The 17675-nt window shown below is 63.3% G+C and carries 19 protein-coding genes; 13 read left to right on the top strand and 6 right to left on the bottom strand.

Annotated elements, in window-relative coordinates; all coding sequences use genetic code 11:
- The first annotated feature begins 131 nt into the window (after positions 1-131).
- From ACZIRK_RS28840 to ACZIRK_RS28860, 5 genes are all read left to right on the top strand, one after another.
- Entirely contained in the window at positions 132-1097 is a 966-nt protein-coding gene (locus ACZIRK_RS28840; protein WP_474418663.1) for a GAF domain-containing protein, read from the top strand.
- 129 nt (positions 1098-1226) lie between these two features.
- Positions 1227-2738, top strand: a complete 1512-nt coding sequence (locus ACZIRK_RS28845) for a helicase HerA domain-containing protein (RefSeq protein WP_474418664.1) — start codon at positions 1227-1229, stop codon at positions 2736-2738.
- A gap of 363 nt (positions 2739-3101) precedes the next feature.
- Positions 3102-3524, top strand: a complete 423-nt coding sequence (locus ACZIRK_RS28850) for a DUF2721 domain-containing protein (RefSeq protein ID WP_245475074.1) — start codon at positions 3102-3104, stop codon at positions 3522-3524.
- Positions 3525-3648: 124 nt separating this feature from the next.
- Entirely contained in the window at positions 3649-3969 is a 321-nt protein-coding gene (locus ACZIRK_RS28855) for an ArsR/SmtB family transcription factor (RefSeq protein WP_130229889.1), read from the top strand.
- Positions 3970-3980: 11 nt separating this feature from the next.
- The gene (locus ACZIRK_RS28860) at positions 3981-4364 is read left to right on the top strand and encodes a VOC family protein (RefSeq protein ID WP_283813329.1); all 384 of its coding nucleotides are present in this window, start codon (positions 3981-3983) and stop codon (positions 4362-4364) included.
- Between the two features lie 159 nt (positions 4365-4523).
- On the opposite strand, the gene ACZIRK_RS28865 is transcribed toward ACZIRK_RS28860, so the two are convergent.
- The 6 genes from ACZIRK_RS28865 to ACZIRK_RS28890 all read right to left on the bottom strand — a co-directional run bounded on the left by ACZIRK_RS28865 (position 4524) and on the right by ACZIRK_RS28890 (position 9332).
- Entirely contained in the window at positions 4524-5465 is a 942-nt protein-coding gene (locus tag ACZIRK_RS28865; RefSeq protein ID WP_474418665.1) for a PDR/VanB family oxidoreductase, read from the bottom strand.
- Positions 5462-6040, bottom strand: coding sequence for an MOSC domain-containing protein (locus tag ACZIRK_RS28870; protein WP_130229892.1), 579 nt, complete (start codon positions 6038-6040; stop codon positions 5462-5464). The genes ACZIRK_RS28865 and ACZIRK_RS28870 overlap by 4 nt, the downstream gene beginning before the upstream one ends.
- 9 nt (positions 6041-6049) lie before the next feature.
- A complete protein-coding gene (locus tag ACZIRK_RS28875; protein WP_130229886.1) occupies positions 6050-6439 on the bottom strand; it encodes a RidA family protein in 390 nt (129 codons plus the stop codon).
- 39 nt (positions 6440-6478) lie between these two features.
- Positions 6479-7099 carry a DJ-1/PfpI family protein gene (locus ACZIRK_RS28880; RefSeq protein ID WP_130229885.1) on the bottom strand — a complete coding sequence of 207 codons (621 nt, stop codon included), beginning with the start codon at positions 7097-7099 and terminating at the stop codon, positions 6479-6481.
- A gap of 14 nt (positions 7100-7113) precedes the next feature.
- Positions 7114-8418 (bottom strand): MFS transporter, encoded by a 1305-nt coding sequence (locus ACZIRK_RS28885; RefSeq protein WP_130229884.1) that lies wholly within the window; start codon positions 8416-8418, stop codon positions 7114-7116.
- A 323-nt stretch (positions 8419-8741) separates the two neighbouring features.
- Positions 8742-9332 (bottom strand): helix-turn-helix domain-containing protein, encoded by a 591-nt coding sequence (locus ACZIRK_RS28890; protein WP_245475073.1) that lies wholly within the window; start codon positions 9330-9332, stop codon positions 8742-8744.
- A gap of 320 nt (positions 9333-9652) precedes the next feature.
- Here ACZIRK_RS28890 and adh point away from each other — a divergent pair, with 320 nt between their 5' ends.
- From adh to lpdA, 8 genes are all read left to right on the top strand, one after another.
- Positions 9653-11170, top strand: coding sequence for an aldehyde dehydrogenase (gene adh, locus ACZIRK_RS28895; RefSeq protein WP_130229882.1), 1518 nt, complete (start codon positions 9653-9655; stop codon positions 11168-11170).
- 199 nt (positions 11171-11369) lie between these two features.
- Complete coding sequence (gene pdhA, locus ACZIRK_RS28900; protein WP_028167546.1) at positions 11370-12392, top strand: pyruvate dehydrogenase (acetyl-transferring) E1 component subunit alpha; 1023 nt, start codon at positions 11370-11372, stop codon at positions 12390-12392.
- 38 nt (positions 12393-12430) lie between these two features.
- Positions 12431-13831 (top strand): pyruvate dehydrogenase complex E1 component subunit beta, encoded by a 1401-nt coding sequence (locus ACZIRK_RS28905; protein ID WP_474418666.1) that lies wholly within the window; start codon positions 12431-12433, stop codon positions 13829-13831.
- A gap of 3 nt (positions 13832-13834) precedes the next feature.
- Positions 13835-14140 (top strand): DUF5076 domain-containing protein, encoded by a 306-nt coding sequence (locus tag ACZIRK_RS28910; protein ID WP_028167548.1) that lies wholly within the window; start codon positions 13835-13837, stop codon positions 14138-14140.
- Positions 14141-14142: 2 nt separating this feature from the next.
- The gene (locus ACZIRK_RS28915) at positions 14143-14595 is read left to right on the top strand and encodes a nucleoside deaminase (RefSeq protein ID WP_028167549.1); all 453 of its coding nucleotides are present in this window, start codon (positions 14143-14145) and stop codon (positions 14593-14595) included.
- Between the two features lie 96 nt (positions 14596-14691).
- Complete coding sequence (locus ACZIRK_RS28920) at positions 14692-16056, top strand: pyruvate dehydrogenase complex dihydrolipoamide acetyltransferase (protein ID WP_474418667.1); 1365 nt, start codon at positions 14692-14694, stop codon at positions 16054-16056.
- Positions 16057-16059: 3 nt separating this feature from the next.
- Positions 16060-16245, top strand: a complete 186-nt coding sequence (locus ACZIRK_RS28925; RefSeq protein WP_130226390.1) for a hypothetical protein — start codon at positions 16060-16062, stop codon at positions 16243-16245.
- The gene (lpdA, locus tag ACZIRK_RS28930; RefSeq protein WP_130226389.1) at positions 16245-17666 is read left to right on the top strand and encodes a dihydrolipoyl dehydrogenase; all 1422 of its coding nucleotides are present in this window, start codon (positions 16245-16247) and stop codon (positions 17664-17666) included. The genes ACZIRK_RS28925 and lpdA overlap by 1 nt, the downstream gene beginning before the upstream one ends.
- Positions 17667-17675 lie beyond the last annotated feature (9 nt).

A 17675-nucleotide genomic window follows, 5' to 3' on the forward strand; every position in this document is an offset into this window, starting at 1 on the left:
AAGAACGCATCAAACGCCGGCGAGCCCCGCGATGGCGGTCCAGCTCCTACCGTGACTGACTTTGACGAAGGTCAAGCAAGCCATGGTCCGCAGGCCCTATATTATTGGGTTAAGGGAGGAGTATCAGCGGGATGAAGGAGCTCAAGCTCGCTCATCATGCGGCCCGTGTCGAAGCCGCGATCGAATCCGGCCAGGCCGCGCGATCCGCGCTGGTGGCGTCATGGCGACGGTCTTCCCGATTGCATCAGCTTGATCCCGCCGGCACACGGCCGCCGCAACGGCTGACCGAGGCTGAGTTCCAACAGGCGCGGGAGCGCATCGCGCCGCTATTGCGCGCGGCGCAAGCCAGCATGGATCGGCTGTACCAGGCCGTGGGCGCCGCCGGCTGTTGCGTGCTGCTCGCCAATCACGATGGTATTCCGCTGGAACGGCGCGGGCATGCGGCTGATGATTCCACCTTCGAGGAGTGGGGCTTGTGGACGGGGGCGATCTGGAACGAGGAGCATGAGGGTACCAATGGGATCGGCACCTGCCTGATCGAGCAGCGCGTCCTGACCATTGACCGCGAACAGCATTTCTTCACCCGCAACACGCTGCTGAGCTGCACCGCGGCCCCGATCTATGACGAGCATGCAAGGCTCGTCGGCGTGCTCGATGTGTCCTCGTGCCGCGCCGACCGCACTGATGCCTTTGCCAGCCTGATTGCGCTCGCGGCGGGCGAAGCGGCGCGGCGGATCGAGGCCGAGCTGTTCCGCAACGCCTTTGCGAATGCCCGGATCGTGCTGACCCCGCCGACCGAGGCCAATGGCGGCGGCTTGCTCGCGATCGACAGCGACGACCTCGTGATCGGCGCCACGCGTTCGGCGCGGCTCGCCCTGGGTATCCCGCCCGACCGCGCACTCCGGCCGGTTCCGGCCGCCGACCTGCTCGATGGCCGGGCAGGGCGCTGCGAGCACCTCGGCGACGCGCAGCGTGCGGCCCTGCAGCGGGCGCTGGCGCGGGCACAGGGCAATGTCTCGGCCGCGGCGAAGGCGCTCGGCGTCAGCCGCGCCACCTTGCACCGCAAGCTGAAGCGCTTCGACCTCAAGAGGCATTAAGGCGGAACCGCGCGATTCGGCGCTGGCGGTGGACGCTGTGTGGAACACGGGATGATTGGCCCTGTGGCGCTCGACGGGCTGTGATCAGGTTGATAAGCCCCTCTCCGCAAGGAGAGTTTGAGTCGGGACATGACCGTTGCGATCGAGATGGGGCACACGACAGCCGGCGCCCCGGCTGTTCTGGATCTCGAGGAATTGCTGGCGACCCGCCTCTTGGTGCAGGGCAATTCAGGCTCCGGCAAATCCCATCTGCTGCGTCGGCTGCTCGAACAGAGTGCCGCCTGGGTGCAGCAGGCCATCATCGACCCCGAAGGCGACTTCGTGACGCTGGCCGATCGTTTCGGTCACCTCGTGATCGATGCCGAGGACCATACCGAGCGCGGCCTGCAGGTTGCCGGCGAGCGGGCGCGCATCCATCGCGTCTCCACGGTACTCAATCTGGAGGGACTGGACGCAGAGAACCAGATGCGCCGCGCCGCCGCCTTCCTCGGCGGACTGTTCGACGTCGAGCGCGACCATTGGTACCCGATGCTTGTGGTGGTGGATGAGGCGCAGCTCTTCGCGCCGGCGATCGCCGGGGAAGTGTCGGACGAAGCGCGCAAGCTCTCGCTCGGCGCCATGACCAACCTCATGTGCCGGGGCCGCAAACGTGGGCTTGCGGGGATCATCGCGACCCAGCGACTTGCCAAGCTCGCCAAGAACGTCGCGGCCGAGGCCTCCAATTTCCTCATGGGCCGGACTTTCCTTGATATCGACATGGCGCGTGCCGCCGATCTTCTCGGCATGGAGCGGCGGCAGGCGGAGGCCTTCCGGGACCTGGAGCGCGGACAATTCATGGCGCTGGGTCCGGCACTGTCCCGCCGTCCGCTGGGGCTGCGCATTGGCGCGACGGATACCCACGCGCGCAATGCGACGCCGCGCCTGCTGCCGCTGCCGGAAGCGACGCTGGAAGATGCGCGCGCCGTGATCCTGGCGGCGCCGCCGCCCGAGGCTGGCCGGCCGCAGCGCCGGCCGGCGCCGGATCTTCTCGAGCAACTCAGGGCGGCGAAGTCCGCGGTCCCGGATATCAGCCCCGAGGCGATCGAGCTGCGAATCAGCGACGAGGAGCTGGCCGAGCGGCGCGAGCAGGTGGACCGGATCCTGAGCGCGGTCCTGGCAGAGCCCGATGCGGGCTTCCGCGCCATCGGCGTGCTCTATCAGGAGTTCGTGGTCCGCTGCCGGATCGAGGGTCTCGGTTCGGCCGTGCCGGATCTGAATGACTTCCGCCGCATGCTGACGCGCGCCCGCGCCGGGCTCGGCTCCGATCTGGTCGAGGATGACGCATGGCAGGATGTCTCGCTTCGCGCCTCCATTTTGCCGGAGGATATGCAGGGCGTCTTCATGATGATCGCTCGCGCGGCGAAGGAGGGCTGGCCGTGCCCCAGCGATGCAGCGATCGCGCGCGCCTATGGCTCACACTCGCTCCGCCGCGCCCAGCGTCTGCTGACCTATATCGAGGATCAGGGCCTGATCGTCTGTCAGCTTGACGGTGCAGGTCGGCGGATCGTGACGCTCGTCGAACTGGCCTGGGCGACCGCCCCAGGCGACCCGAATGCCGAGGAGCTGCCGGCGGAGCAAAGCTGCAGCACTGCGTCGCTGTGATGCGACGGTCGGGCAGGGCTTTCTTGTCGGCCCCCTACCTGATAGTGTGAAGTTATGAGGCTCGATTGGCGACTGCCTTTGAAGGCGGGATACGCTGTTGATTGCGGTTGGGCCTAACCGTCGTACCCGGAATCGGCAGTATCGATTGAAACGGTGAAACTCGTTCGCTGCGAGTAACCTATGGGCAACGTCGGGTTTGCGACACGCGTACCGTTATCGCATGATTTCCACCATCCGGGCATGACCTGGATTCCAGGCGGCACATTCCGGATGGGGACAGACAATTGATGAATGGAAGCATCCTTACGCGCTCTCCTTACTGCCTGTCGAACGATGCAAGGTGTAGCGGATTTGATGCCAGTCATGCCTTCGGTCGACCAACTCGGTCGTATCATCGCCACTGTCGCAGCTCCGGCGTTCCTTCTTGGAGCCGTCGCCGCCTTTATCTCTGTGCTCGTTTCCCGGATCAACCGGATCATCGATCGCGCGCAGTTTATTCACGGCATTCCTGACGATGATTCCTCCAAATCATTCCTCAAGGCTGATTTGCCCCGCCTCAAACGGCGGGCCGCGCTTCTGAACAGGGCACTGTTCTGCGCTGTTGTCTCGGGAATTCTCACGGCGCTCATCATCATTGTCGCTTTCGTCAGCGCGATGTTCGATCTGGCGCACGAGTACGGGGTCGCGCTGTTGTTCATCGGCGCGCTCGTCCTGTTTTGCCTGTCTCTGATCGACTTGGCGCGCGAGACGCGAATTTCCCTTCATGACAACGATCTGCGCGGGTAGGCCAAAAGGCATCCTGTCAGCGTCGTTTGCGTAAGCGTAGGCTGCGCGCGTCATCGCGTCACTCAGAGACATATGGCCGCTGTTCCCTTTCGACGCGCAACTTGGCATGCAGTAAAATTGCTGCATGTTGATCTGGGTGGACGACGACCAACTCGACAATGTCTTCAAGGCGCTCGGCGATCCCGTGCGTCGCCGCATCCTTGATCGCTTGGCGAAGCGTCCCGGGCAGTCCTTGTTTGAGATCTGCGCTTCGTTGGTCGCAGAGGATGGCGGAAGCCTGTCGCGACAAACGATCTCGCAGCACCTCGACATGCTGGAGCGGGCTGGGCTGGTCCAGCCGCATTGGAGCGGGCGCACCAAGATGCATAGCTTCGACACTGCGCCTCTGCAGAAAGCAGCCGATGCCTGGCTCAACAAACATCCGAAAAAAGGGAGTGGAACATGAGGATCTATGTCATGAGCGTCTTCGTTGACGATCAGGCCAAAGCCCTGGATTTCTACACGGAGAAGCTGGGCTTCATCGTCAAGCACGACATCCCGCTCGGCGGCGATCATCGCTGGTTGACTGTTGTGTCGAAGGAGGCGCCGGAAGGAACCGAACTCCTGCTTGAGCCGAGTGAGCACCCTGCCGTTAGGCCATACAAATCTGCGCTCGTGAACGATGGGATTCCTGCAGCGTCGTTCAAGGTGGATGATCTCGAAAAGGAATTCGAGCGGTTGCGCCAGCTTGGTGTCGAATTCACGGTACAGCCGATGGATGCTGGCCCCGTCAGAATGGCTGTCTTCGATGATACATGTGGCAATCTCATTCAGCTCGTCGAAATGGTCGACGGAAGGTGAGGGCGGCAACGTCAACGGCGCGGCCTCACATATCGGCTACGGGTCGGAAGCGGCGAAGCCTAGCGCATGTCATACCCGATCTGTCGTCGGCGGCAGGTGTTCGAGCCGGTTCTGGCGACGTCGGGCTCCTTTGACGCGCGTGAAATGAAGGAACCTTCACTACAGCTCCAATGTTACACTCACCCGAGCGCGCGAGACGCATAGCATCAGCCGGTCCTGCCGCTTCGACGTCGGCAACACCTTGTCGCGATGCAGGACAATACCGTCGCGATAGCCACATTCGCAGGAGCCGCAGACGCCCATCTCGCAAGACGACGGCAGCGGGAAATCATGCTCGCGCAGCACATCGAGCAACGACTTGTCCGCAGGCACCAGAATCCGCTGCCCGGTGGACGCCACGGTGGCTTCGAACGGTTCGGGCTTGAAGTTCTCATCCACCGTCATCTGGAAATGTTCGCAGTGAATCTGCTCCTCGGACCATTCCGACAGCGACGACTGCACCGCATCAAGCAGCCGTTGCGGTCCACAGATGTAGACGTGGGTGCCGGGACTGGGCGGACCGATCACCGCCGGATCGAACCGTTCGCCGTGTTTAGAGAACCAGCACTGCAGGTGATTGCCGCAGACCTGCGCCAGTTCAGCGAGCAGCGGCGCCTCCGACGGCGACCTCGCACAATAGTGGAGCGTAAATGCCTTGCCCCACTGCTTCAGGCTGCGCGCCATCGCTAGCAACGGCGTGATGCCGATCCCGCCCGCGATCAGGACATAGCGTTCGCCGTCCGGCGTTAGAGGAAGATTGTTGCGCGGCGCGGAGATGTGGACCTCGCAGCCCTCTCTCAGTGTCTGGTGCGCCCACACCGAGCCGCCACGGCCGTTCGCCTCCCGTTTGATGGCGATCTCGTAGCGCGCGGTGTCGGCCGGATCGCCACACAGGGAGTATTGCCGCACGCGCCCGTCGGGCAGGCGCATATCCACATGGGCACCCGCGCTCCATTCAGGCAGAGCGGGCCGCAGGGGATGAACGAGCGTCAGATGAATAACGTCCGGTGTCGAGAAGCTCAGCTTCTCGACACGCAGCTTCATGATCAAACGTGCTGTCATGGGCTGAGCAACTCGATCTCGTCGCCTGGGCGGATGATGCCGCCGCGCTCGATGCCGCAGTTCAGTCCGGAGCGATTGTAGAGCGGGAGGAAGACCGGCAGACCCAAAAGCTCTTCCAGGTACTTGCACGGAAAGTTCAGCCGCCCGCCGCGCAGGATCACGTCGCCGACGCGAAAGCGCCGCCCGACGAGATGGTTCAGCGGCACGCCCTTCACTGTCAGATTGCGGCGGTGGTCGCGCGGCTCCAGCGCGATCGGCACCTGTTGCAAGGGAGGATCGTTGCGGGAGATAGCATCCAGCGCTTCCTGCTCGATCAGCGTGACCTCGCGCACATCGGGCTTCGGCGAATAGGTGCCGAGACCGCTATAGTAACGGTCGCCGACGATCCCCCGTCCGACCACGCATTCCGCCTCGGCAAGCTCCTCCATCTCGTAGCTGGCGCTTGGCGCGATGTGGATGTGCAGCAGGACGCCGCGCCACTGCGTGGCGCCGCCGTCTTCGGTGACGGCGATCGAACCTGCGGGATGCGCGAACGCCTCGATCATCTTCGGCGGCGGTCGCTCTGGCGAATGCATGTTCACGGCTCATCCTTTCGTGCGTAGCGCAATGGCTTCGACTTCCACCAGCGCATCCTTCGGAAGCCGCGCGACCTCGATGGTCGAGCGCGCCGGAGGCGCATTGCTGAAGAACTCGGCGTAGATCCCGTTCATCACGGCGAAGTCGTCCATGTTCTTCAGGAACACCGTGGTCTTGACGACGCTCTCGAAGGATGCGCCGCCTGCTTCCAGCACCGCGGACAAATTGGCGAGCGACTGGCGTGTCTGCTGTTCGATGCCCTCCGGAATCGTCCCGCTTACAGGATCGATCGGAAGCTGCCCGGACGCAAACACGAGCTGGTCGGTGCGCACGGCCTGCGAGTACGGACCCGCCGCGGGCGCGGCCTTGTCGGTGCTGACGAGGAATTTGGTAGTCATGTGGTCTTCGCTTTCTTTGTCTGACGTTCGAGTCGGGGTCTATCCCGCGAGAAATTCCTCGCGGTTCATGTTGGCTTTGCGTGCGCGCTGATACTCGATGATGCGCGCGGTTTCGCTGGCGACGGCTTCACCCAGCATGCGCTGGATGATGTGCAGTGTGGTGTCGATGCAGAGCGACACGCCTCCGCCCGTCACCACCGCACCGCTGTCGATAATGGGAGCTTCCTGCACGTCGATCTGCGGATACGCGCCGCGCATCCGCCCGAGCGGCGACACTTCCGGCGGCACGACCGCGCGTTTCGTGGTGGCGGCGATGCCGTCGAGCACGCCGCTGGCCGCGAGGATCATGCCGCCCGTGCACACGGAGGCCACCTGCGTCGAGGCATGGACGCGCCTGACATAGTCGAGCGTTGCCTCCGACGCGGCCTGCTGCTCCCACCCCGGACCGCCGGTCACGATGACGACATCGCACACCGGAGCATTGTCGATGCCGAACTGCGCGATGACGTCGAGACCATTGGACAGGCGGATGATGCCCGCCTTCGGTGCGATGGTGCAGATGCGGATGCGAGGAGCGATCCGGCGTGCCATGGACAGCACGCCGAAGGTTGCGAGATCAATCGGCTCGACGCCGTCGTAGATGAAGATGCCAAACAGCATGGAGCTTTTCCGCTTCAGCCGATAGTTTCATCCTTGGTTTCCCGCGCGGCAAAGGCCGCCCACAGCGTCAGGATGGCGATGCCGATCATCATCACCGAGACGCCCGTGGTGCCGCCGAAGTAACCGACCAGCGCCGTAGCGATGATCGGCGAGAATCCGCCGCCGATGGCGGCCGCCGCCTGGAATCCGAACGAAGCGCCGCTGTAGCGAACCCGCGGCCCGAACAGTTCGGGAAAGTAGCTGGATTCCAGTCCGAACATCATGCCGTGCCCGAAATTCATGGCGATGATGATGGCCAGCGTCACCGTGGCGACGCTCTTGGTTTCCAGCATCCAGAACAGGGGAAACGCGAAAGCGATGGTGAACACTGCGCCGAGCATGAAGAACACGCGGCGACCGATCTTGTCCGACAGCCAGCCGAACAGAGGCAGCGTGATCAGCTCGAACAATGCGGCATACATCACCGCATCGAGCATCATCTGCTTGGGCAGCGCCAGTGTCGTTGTGGCGTACACGACCACGAACACCGTGAGCATATAGACCCAGGACACTTCGGACAGCTTCAGGCCGACGGCGATGAGGAATGTCTTGAAGTTTTTGCCGAGAGCCTCGCCGAACGGGTTCTTCGAGAACGAGTCGGTGGCCTTCATCTTCTCGAAGACCGGCGTCTCCGGAACCCGCGAGCGGATGAACGTACCTAGCGCGAGCAGCAGGACGCTGGCCAGGAACGGAATGCGCCAGCCCCACGCCTGGAAGTCGGCCTCGGGAAGCTTCGTCGCCAGCGCAAACACCAGCGTCGCCAGCACCAGGCCGATGGGAAAACCGATCTGCACGAAGCTGCCGTAGAAGCCGCGCTTGTCGGCGGGCGAATGCTCGATGACCATCAGCGAGGCGCCGCCCCACTCGCCGCCAAGGCCGATGCCTTGAATGATGCGCAGCAGGATCAGGAGGATGGGGGCGAGCACACCGATGGAGGCGTAGTTCGGCAGCAATCCGATGCAGAACGTGCTGAGGCCCATGATGAACATCGTGAGCACGAGCATCGACTTGCGTCCCATCCGGTCGCCAAAGTGCCCGAACAGCGCGCCGCCTAGCGGGCGGGCCACAAAGCCGACGGCGTAAGTGCCGAGCGCGGCAAGCGTTCCCGTCAGCGGATCAATGGTCGGAAAGAACGCCTTATTGAACACGAGCGCCGCAGCGGTCGCATAGATCAGGAAGTCATACCACTCAATGATGGTGCCGACGCTGCTCGCAATCACGATCGATCGCATCTTGGAGCCAGCCGTTCGGGTGTCAGATATGGTCGCAGCAATGCTCATTTCCAACTCCTCAAAAAACCCCGGGAACACATTTCCCGTTTATGAGAGGTTTTTCCAAAGTAGTGGATGCAAGCGGTGTGCCGGAATTCTTCCGCCGAAAACGCTGAGCTTTTTCGCAAGCTCGAATGCTTTGATGAATTTGGAAGCTGCTGGCGCTCAAAAAAGCCCGCAAATTCGGCGCTGCATGCGATTGCGGCAAGGCGCCCGCGACCGCGCGCCGACGCCCATCAATTGACCGAAGTGACTGAAAAAGCGGCTCTGGCCGCAGCATCGGTCACGGCGGATCACGTCGCGGTTAGAAGATTAGTTTCCACTTCAGTGGATCACGATCGTACCTTCGCGGTGTCGATCACGAGGAAATACTCGCACGGCGTCTTGCCGAGATTGAGGAATGAATGGTCGGCATCCGCCTGGAAATAAAGGGAATCCCCCTGATTGAGATTGACGCGCTGATCGCCGATCGAGACCCGCATCCGTCCGCGCAGCACGAAGATGTACTCCTCCACGCCCCGACGATGGGCCACGAAGTTTCCGGTGTCCGCTTCCGGCGGTAGCGTGTTGAGCACCCAGTCGATCCCGCGCCCGGGAAGCACGGGAGAAATACACCGCCGCAGGAAGCCGGATTCCTCGTCCCTCAGGATCGGCTGGCGGGCGGCCGGGATATAAACGATTTCGCGTTCGACCGCGGGCGCCATCAGTTGCGAGAACGTGACGCCCAGCGCTTCCGCCAGCTTGGACAGGATCACGGTGGAGGGAACCGTCTCGCAGCGCTCGATCTTGGAGATCATGGAGCGGCTGACACCGGATGCCTCGGCGAGCTGTTCGAGCGAGAAGTTGTTCTTCTTCCGGAAATGACGAATCTCTTCGGCGAGAACCGAAAGCTGAGAACTGTCACTGGGATCTAAAGTGCTCAAACCGGTAATCCTTTTTGATGAGCACTACTCTTACGGATTCAGAGTGGTAAGGGCAATCTGGAGGTTGGATGGGGGCAGTCGCTGTCCTTGTGGTTTATCTGCGCTTCGAGAGAAGTTTCTGGAAGCTCACGCAGCCCTGTCGTCCTCCAGAATGAAACGCGGCGGTCCCTCCGCTGCGAGTGTCGCAAATCTGCGACAGGTCGGTGCCGTGTTCTGATGTCACCCCGCTGACATCCTTGCTTCCGCCCGACATGTTTTTCCTGCCGTCGCGCGGCATGAGCCGGCGATGGTCAGCAATCAAACAATAGCGGGAGTGAAGCATGAACAAGCCTGAATTCCTCACGACATCGACGAACCCGTTCGCGGAGCGGTACGACAATTTCATCGGCGGCAAATGGGTCGCGCCGCGCGCGGGCAAGTATTTCGACAACGCCTCGCCGGTGACCGGCAAGGTGGTCTGCAAGATCGCGCGCTCGGATGCGCAGGACATCGAGCTCGCGCTCGATGCCGCACATGCTGCCAAGGACGCCTGGGGACGCTCCAGCGTCGCGGAGCGGGCCAACATCCTCAACCGGATCGCCGACCGCATGGAGGAGAACCTGGAGCGGCTCGCGATCGCCGAGACCTGGGACAACGGCAAGCCGATCCGCGAGACCCGCGCTGCCGACGTGCCGCTCGCGATCGATCATTTCCGCTACTTCGCCGGCGTCGTGCGCGGGCAGGAGGGGAGCCTCGCCGAGATCGACCACGACACGGTGGCCTATCACTTTCACGAGCCGCTTGGTGTGGTCGGCCAGATCATCCCGTGGAACTTCCCGCTTCTGATGGCGTGCTGGAAGCTGGCGCCTGCGCTGGCCGCCGGCAATTGCGTGGTGTTGAAGCCCGCCGAGCAGACCCCGGCCTCAATCATGGTGTGGATCGAGCTCATTGCCGACCTGCTGCCTGCCGGCGTGCTCAACATCGTCAACGGCTTCGGGTTAGAGGCTGGCAAGCCGCTGGCGTCGAGCCCGCGGATCGCCAAGATCGCCTTCACGGGCGAAACCACGACAGGCCGGCTGATCATGCAGTATGCCAGCCAGAACCTGATCCCGGTCACGCTTGAGCTCGGCGGCAAGTCACCGAACATCTTCTTCAAGGACGTGGCGGCGGAAGATGACGATTTCCTCGACAAGGCGATCGAGGGCTTTGTGATGTTCGCGCTGAACCAGGGCGAGGTCTGCACCTGCCCGAGCCGCGCGTTGGTGCAGGAAGATATCTATGAGCGCTTCATGGAGAAGGCGCTGAAGCGCGTTGCGGCGATCGAGCAGGGCGACCCGCGCAATCCCGCCACCATGATCGGCGCCCAGGCCTCGAACGAGCAGCTCGAGAAGATTCTTTCCTACATCGATATCGGCAACAAGGAAGGGGCCAAGCTCCTGACCGGCGGTGCGCGCGCCATGCTTGGCGGCGATCTCGAAGGCGGCTTCTATGTCCAGCCCACCGTGTTCGAGGGCAACAACCGGATGCGGATCTTCCAGGAGGAGATTTTTGGACCGGTCGTGTCGGTCACGACGTTCAAGACCGATGAGGAGGCGCTCGCCATCGCCAACGACACGCTCTACGGCCTCGGCGCCGGCGTCTGGAGCCGCGATGCCAATCGCTGCTACCGCTTCGGGCGGGCGATCCAGGCCGGCCGCGTCTGGACCAACTGCTACCACGCCTATCCGGCGCACGCGGCGTTCGGCGGCTACAAGCAGTCGGGCATCGGCCGCGAGACCCACAAGATGATGCTCGACCACTACCAGCAGACGAAGAATCTCCTGGTCAGCTACAGCCCCAAGAAGCTCGGCTTCTTCTAATTCCGCGGCGTGATGACGGCGCGAGGTCCGCCCGCGCCGTCATCACGCAATGAAATTCCGAACAAACGCAATCGCTAGCAATATTTTGATTCACGCTGCACTGCGGCATAGCAATTGCTGTGCGACATCACGCAATCCTTCCACGGCCGTTTGAGTTGGGATAGAGAGGGCCAAATCATCCCTCTCATCCGGAAATGCCATGGCCGCACCCAAGAAAAGCGTCACGAAGGACTCAGGGCAGGAGAAGGGGGACGGCTCGCCGCCGGAATTCACCAAGGAGCAGGAACTCAAGGCGCTGCGCGACATGCTGCTGATTCGGCGCTTCGAGGAGAAGGCCGGCCAGCTCTACGGCATGGGCGCGATCGGCGGCTTCTGCCATCTCTATATCGGCCAGGAGGCCGTCGTCGTCGGCATGCAGATGACCCTGAAGAAGGGTGACCAGGTCATAACGGGCTACCGGGACCACGGGCACATGCTGGCCTGCGGCATGGATGCCAAGGGCGTGATGGCCGAGCTGACCGGACGCCGCGGCGGCTATTCCAAGGGCAAGGGCGGCTCCATGCACATGTTCAGCGTGGCCGAGCATTTCTACGGCGGCCACGGCATCGTCGGCGCGCAGGTCTCGCTCGGCACCGGGCTCGCCTTCGCCAACCGTTACCGGGAAAACGATTTCGTGAGCCTGGCCTATTTCGGCGACGGCGCCGCCAACCAGGGCCAGGTCTATGAAAGCTTCAACATGGCCGAGCTGTGGAAGCTGCCGGTAGTCTACATCATCGAGAACAATCGCTATGCCATGGGCACCTCGGTGACGCGGTCCTCGGCGCAGACCGATTTCTCCAAGCGCGGCATCTCCTTCAACATCCCGGGCCGGCAGGTCGACGGCATGGACGTGCGCGCGGTGAAGGCGGCAGGCGAGGAGGCGGTCGCCTGGTGCCGCGCCGGCAAGGGCCCCTATATCCTGGAAATGCAGACCTACCGCTACCGCGGCCACTCGATGTCCGATCCGGCCAAGTACCGAACCCGCGAGGAGGTGGAGAAGGTCCGCCATGACCAAGACCCGATCGAGCAGGTCCGCAACCGTCTGCTCGCCGCCGATGTCAGCGAGCAGGACTTGAAGTCGATCGATGCCGAGGTGCGCGATATCGTCAATGCCGCTGCCGACTTCGCCCAGCACGATCCCGAGCCCGATCCGTCCGAGCTCTACACCGACGTCTACCGCTAAGCGCAGACTGAAAACGAAAGAGTTATCCGGGAGCCGATATGCCCATTCAAGTTCTCATGCCTGCGCTGTCGCCCACGATGGAGAAGGGCAACCTCGCCAAATGGCTGAAAAAGGAAGGCGAGCCGATCAAGTCGGGTGACGTCATCGCCGAGATCGAGACCGACAAAGCCACGATGGAGGTCGAGGCCACCGATGAGGGCACGCTCGGCAAGATCCTGATCCCGGAAGGCACCGCCGACGTCGCCGTCAACACGCCGATCGCGACCATCCTGGCCGACGGCGAAAGCGCCGCCGATCTCGCCAAGGCCGCCAGCCCTGCCAAGCAGGAGAAGGCCGCCGAGTCGGCGCCCCCGGCGCAGGCCAAGGCCGAAGCGCCTGCGCCCAAGGCAGAAGAGAAAGTGCCGGCCGCACCGAAGGCGGTCAGCGAGCCTGAGGCGGAGGTGCCCGCCGGCACCGAGATGATCACCCAGACCATCCGCGAAGCGCTGCGCGACGCCATGGCGGAGGAGATGCGGCGCGATCCTGATGTCTTCCTGATGGGCGAAGAGGTCGCCGAATATCAGGGCGCCTACAAGGTGAGCCAAGGACTGCTGCAGGAGTTCGGCGCGCGGCGCGTGATCGATACGCCGATCACCGAGCATGGCTTTGCCGGCATCGGCATCGGCGCGGCGATGGCGGGCCTGAAGCCGATCGTCGAGTTCATGACCTTCAACTTTGCCATGCAGGCGATGGACCAGCTCATCAACTCCGCCGCCAAGACGCTCTATATGTCCGGCGGCCAGATGGGCTGCTCGATCGTGTTCCGCGGGCCAAACGGCGCCGCCGCCCGCGTCGCTGCGCAGCACAGCCAGGACTATTCGTCCTGGTACTCGCACATTCCGGGCCTCAAGGTGGTCGCGCCGTTCTCGGCCGCCGACTACAAGGGCCTGCTCAAGGCCGCTATCCGCGATCCCAATCCGGTGATCTTCCTCGAGAACGAGGTGCTGTACGGATATTCCGGCGAGGTGCCGAAGCTCGACGACTATATCGTGCCGATCGGCAAGGCGCGGGTCGCGCGGAAGGGCCAGCACGTCACCATCATCTCCTGGTCCAACGGCATGACCTATTCGCTGAGGGCCGCCGACGAGCTCGCCAAGGAAGGCATCGAGGCCGAGGTGGTCGATCTGCGCACGCTGCGTCCGATGGACACCGAGACCATCGTCGCGTCGATCCAGAAGACCGGCCGCGCGGTGACGGTCGAGGAGGGGTGGCAACAGAGCGGCGTCGGCGCCGAGGTCGCCGCCCGCATCATGGAGCATGCTTTCGATTATCTGGATGCGCCGGTTACGCGCGTATCCGGCAAGGACGTGCCGATGCCCTACGCAGCCAATCTGGAGAAGATGGCCTTGCCTTCGGTTGCCGAGGTGGTGGAAGCCGCCAAAGCTGTTTGTTACCGGTGACGCATGACGGGCCCGCAGGAACAGCCGCTACCGCCTGACGTGATGGGTCGCGACGACGCGATCGAGGTGCTGCGCGCCTTTGTCGTCGACGGCGGGCTTTCGATCGCCTTCCAGCGCGCCTTCGAGGAGCCGGATATGTGGGGCCTGATGCTGGTCGACATCGCCCGTCATGCCGCACGCGCCTATGCGCGCGAGAGCGAGTACACCGAGGAAGAGGCGCTCGCTCGCATCATCGACATGTTCCAGGCTGAGGTCGCGCGGCCGACCGATCCGGGCAGCACCACGCCGCGATCGAAACAGGGGCATTGATCGTGACCGTCGAGCAATACCACTACGACTTCATGGCGGAAGCGATCCGCGAGGCGGAGATCGGCATCTCCGAGGGCGGATTGCCGATCGGCGCGGTGCTGACACGCGACAACAAGATCGTCGCGCGCGGCCATAACCGGCGGATGCAGGAGAAGAACGTCATCCTGCACGGCGAGATGTCGTGCCTGCGCGACGCCGGCCTGATCTCGTTCCATGATACGGTCATGTACACGACGCTGTCGCCATGCTCGATGTGCGCCGGTGCGATCGGATTGTTCAAGCTGAAGCTGCTCGTCATCGGGGAGTCCGTGACGTTCCCGGGCAGCAAGGACATCCTGACGCAATTCGGTATCCCCTTCATCGATCTCGCCGACACGAGGTCGATCGACATGATGAAGAACTGGCGCTCGGATCCCGCCAACGAGCGCACCTGGCAGGGCGATATCGGCAATTGATGCGTCCTCTGCCCATACCGAACCGCCCAGACGATTCCGGCTGGTTTCCTCCCGCGACGGAAGCCGCCATGCAAAAGTTAGCTTTGTGAGGTCACCATGCCCATCAACATCCTGATGCCCGCGCTGTCGCCAACCATGGAGAAGGGCAATCTGGCCAAATGGCTCAAGAAGGAGGGCGACAAGGTCAAGTCCGGCGACGTGATCGCGGAGATCGAGACCGACAAGGCGACGATGGAAGTCGAGGCGGTCGACGAGGGCACCATCGCCAAGATCCTGGTGCCTGAAGGCACGCAGGACGTTCCGGTCAATGACGTGATCGCGGTGCTGGCCGGCGACGGCGAGGACGTGAAGGCGGCCGCGAGCGGCGCCGGAGCTGCGCCGCCGAAAGCCGCTGAGGCGCCTGCCGCAAAGCCCGCACCGGCGCCAGCGCCGGCTCCCGCCCAACCAGCGCCGGCACCGAAAGCTGCTGCGCCTGCGGCAGCACCGGCACCAGCGCCGCAAGCCGCAGCACCGGCGCCCCGGGGCAACGGTCACGCCCGCATCTTCTCGTCACCGCTGGCACGACGCCTTGCCAAGGAAGCCGGCATCGAGCTCGGGCGCATCAACGGCAGCGGCCCGCACGGCCGCATCGTCGCGCGCGACGTCGAGGAGGCGAGGTCCGGCAAGGGCCTGAAGGCGCCGCCGGCCGCGCCCAGCACGACGCCGTCCATCGCGCCGTCGATGTCGGACCAGCAGATCCTCGCGCTGTTCGAGCCGGGTTCGTATGAGATCGTGCCGCATGACGGCATGCGCCGCACCATCGCGCAGCGCCTCACCGCGTCGATCCAGCAGATCCCGCATTTCTATCTGACGATCGACTGCGACATCGGCAAGCTGCTCGTCGCGCGCGAGGAGATCAACGCCGCCGCGCCGAAGGACGCCGACAAGAAGCCGCTCTACAAGCTCTCGGTCAATGACTTCGTCATCAAGGCGATGGCGGTCGCGCTGCAGAAGATACCGAACTGCAATGTGAGCTGGACCGAAGGCGGCATGGTCAAGCACAAGCATTCCGACCTCGGCGTTGCGGTAGCGATGCCGGGCGGCCTGATCACGCCGATCATCCGGAGAGCGGAGACCAAGACGCTGTCGGTCATCTCCGGCGAGATGAAGGACTTCGCCGCCCGAGCCCGCTCGCGGAAATTGAAGCCGGAGGAATATCAGGGCGGCACCACGGCAGTCTCCAACCTCGGCATGTACGGCATCAACCACTTCACCGCCGTGATCAACCCGCCGCATGCGACGATCCTGGCCGTCGGCGCCAGCGAGGAGCGCCCCGTGGTGCGGAACGGCAAGATCGAGATCGCCAGCATCATGAGCGTGACGCTGTCCTGCGATCATCGCGCCATCGACGGCGCGCTCGGCGCCGAGCTGATCGGCGCCTTCAAGCAGCTCATCGAAAACCCCGTCATGATGATGGTGTGATGCGTGACCTCCAACGCATTGCTCTATGGTCCCTATGTTCTCGCAATAGCGCTGGCGATTGCTGCGCTGATCGTCCGTGCGCGTGATCTGGCATCGACCACCCAGTTCCGGATGATGCTGGGCGGCGCCGGGCTGCTTGCGCTTGGATGGACCGGATTCCTGGTTGCTCTGGCTAGATCGGATTTGTGATGGCTGACACTTCCTTCGACGTTATCATCATCGGCGCTGGCCCCGGCGGCTACGTCACCGCGATTCGCGCCGCGCAGCTCGGCTTCAAGACCGCTGTGGTGGAGAAGGCCTATCTCGGCGGCATCTGCAACAATTGGGGCTGCATCCCGACCAAGGCGCTGCTGCGCTCGGCGGAAGTCTATCATCTGATGCAGCACGCCAAGGATTACGGCCTGTCGGCGGACAACATCTCGTTCGATCCGAAGGCGGTGGTGCAGCGCTCGCGCAACGTGGTGAAGCGGCTCAACGAGGGCGTCGGCTTCCTGTTCCGCAAGAACAAGATCACGACGATCTGGGGCGAAGCGACGATCGATGCGCCAGGCAAGCTGACGGTCAAGAAGTCTTCCGTCGAGGCGCCGAAGGGCGCGCTCGGCGAGGGCACCTACCAGGCAAAACACATCATCATCGCGACCGGCGCGCGGCCGCGCGTACTGCCGGGACTCGAGCCCGACAAGAAGCTGGTCTGGACCTATTTCGAAGCGATGGTCCCCGACAAGATGCCGAAATCACTGCTTGTGATCGGCTCCGGCGCGATCGGCATCGAGTTCGCCTCGTTCTACCGTACCCTCGGCGCGGAGGTGACGGTCGTCGAAGTGCTGCCGCAGATCCTGCCGGTCGAGGATACCGAAATCGCGAAATTCGCGCACAAGGCGTTCGAGAAGCAGGGCATCAAGATATTCACCAACACAAAGGTGACAAAGCTCGACAAGAAGAGCGACAGCGTGGTCGCGACCATCGACGACGGCAAGGGCAAGCCGCAGACCATGGAGTTTGACCGCGTGATCTCCGCCGTCGGCGTGGTCGGCAATGTCGAAGGCATCGGGCTGGAGAAGCTCGGCGTGAAGGCCGAGCGCGGCATCATCGCGATCGATGGCTTCTGCCGGACCAACGTCCCCGGCATCTATGCGATCGGCGACGTCGCTGGTCCCCCGATGCTCGCGCACAAGGCCGAGCATGAAGGCATCGTCTGCGTCGAGGCGATCAAGGGCCTGCATCCGCACCCGATGGACAAGAACATGATCCCGGGCTGCACCTATTGCTATCCGCAGGTGGCGTCCGTCGGCATGACCGAGGCCAAGGCCAAGGAAGCCGGACGCGACATTCGTGTCGGCCGCTTCCCGTTCGTCGGCAACGGCAAGGCGATCGCGCTCGGCGAGGACCAGGGTATGGTCAAGGTGATCTTCGACAAGAAGACCGGCCAGCTCCTCGGCGCGCACATGGTCGGCGCTGAGGTCACCGAGCTGATCCAGGGCTATGTGATCGCGATGAACCTCGAGACGACAGAAGAAGAGCTGATGCACACCATCTTCCCGCATCCGACACTGTCGGAGATGATGAAGGAAGCGGTGCTGGACGCCTACGGGCGCGTCCTCAACATGTAACGAGAGGGA

It is taken from the genome of Bradyrhizobium sp. Leo114 (genome assembly GCF_055229415.2).

What these genes read in the sequence shown, in the direction of transcription:
- ACZIRK_RS28840 (WP_474418663.1), top strand. Translation starts at nt 132, where the DNA reads ATGAAGGAGCTCAAGCTCGCTCATCATGCGGCCCGTGTCGAAGCCGCG.
- ACZIRK_RS28845 (WP_474418664.1), top strand. Translation starts at nt 1,227, where the DNA reads ATGACCGTTGCGATCGAGATGGGGCACACGACAGCCGGCGCCCCGGCT.
- ACZIRK_RS28850 (WP_245475074.1), top strand. Translation starts at nt 3,102, where the DNA reads ATGCCTTCGGTCGACCAACTCGGTCGTATCATCGCCACTGTCGCAGCT.
- ACZIRK_RS28855 (WP_130229889.1), top strand. Translation starts at nt 3,649, where the DNA reads ATGTTGATCTGGGTGGACGACGACCAACTCGACAATGTCTTCAAGGCG.
- ACZIRK_RS28860 (WP_283813329.1), top strand. Translation starts at nt 3,981, where the DNA reads ATGAGCGTCTTCGTTGACGATCAGGCCAAAGCCCTGGATTTCTACACG.
- ACZIRK_RS28865 (WP_474418665.1), bottom strand. Translation starts at nt 5,465, where the DNA reads ATGACAGCACGTTTGATCATGAAGCTGCGTGTCGAGAAGCTGAGCTTC.
- ACZIRK_RS28870 (WP_130229892.1), bottom strand. Translation starts at nt 6,040, where the DNA reads ATGCATTCGCCAGAGCGACCGCCGCCGAAGATGATCGAGGCGTTCGCG.
- ACZIRK_RS28875 (WP_130229886.1), bottom strand. Translation starts at nt 6,439, where the DNA reads ATGACTACCAAATTCCTCGTCAGCACCGACAAGGCCGCGCCCGCGGCG.
- ACZIRK_RS28880 (WP_130229885.1), bottom strand. Translation starts at nt 7,099, where the DNA reads ATGCTGTTTGGCATCTTCATCTACGACGGCGTCGAGCCGATTGATCTC.
- ACZIRK_RS28885 (WP_130229884.1), bottom strand. Translation starts at nt 8,418, where the DNA reads ATGAGCATTGCTGCGACCATATCTGACACCCGAACGGCTGGCTCCAAG.
- adh (WP_130229882.1), top strand. Translation starts at nt 9,653, where the DNA reads ATGAACAAGCCTGAATTCCTCACGACATCGACGAACCCGTTCGCGGAG.
- pdhA (WP_028167546.1), top strand. Translation starts at nt 11,370, where the DNA reads ATGGCCGCACCCAAGAAAAGCGTCACGAAGGACTCAGGGCAGGAGAAG.
- ACZIRK_RS28905 (WP_474418666.1), top strand. Translation starts at nt 12,431, where the DNA reads ATGCCCATTCAAGTTCTCATGCCTGCGCTGTCGCCCACGATGGAGAAG.
- ACZIRK_RS28910 (WP_028167548.1), top strand. Translation starts at nt 13,835, where the DNA reads ATGACGGGCCCGCAGGAACAGCCGCTACCGCCTGACGTGATGGGTCGC.
- ACZIRK_RS28920 (WP_474418667.1), top strand. Translation starts at nt 14,692, where the DNA reads ATGCCCATCAACATCCTGATGCCCGCGCTGTCGCCAACCATGGAGAAG.
- lpdA (WP_130226389.1), top strand. Translation starts at nt 16,245, where the DNA reads ATGGCTGACACTTCCTTCGACGTTATCATCATCGGCGCTGGCCCCGGC.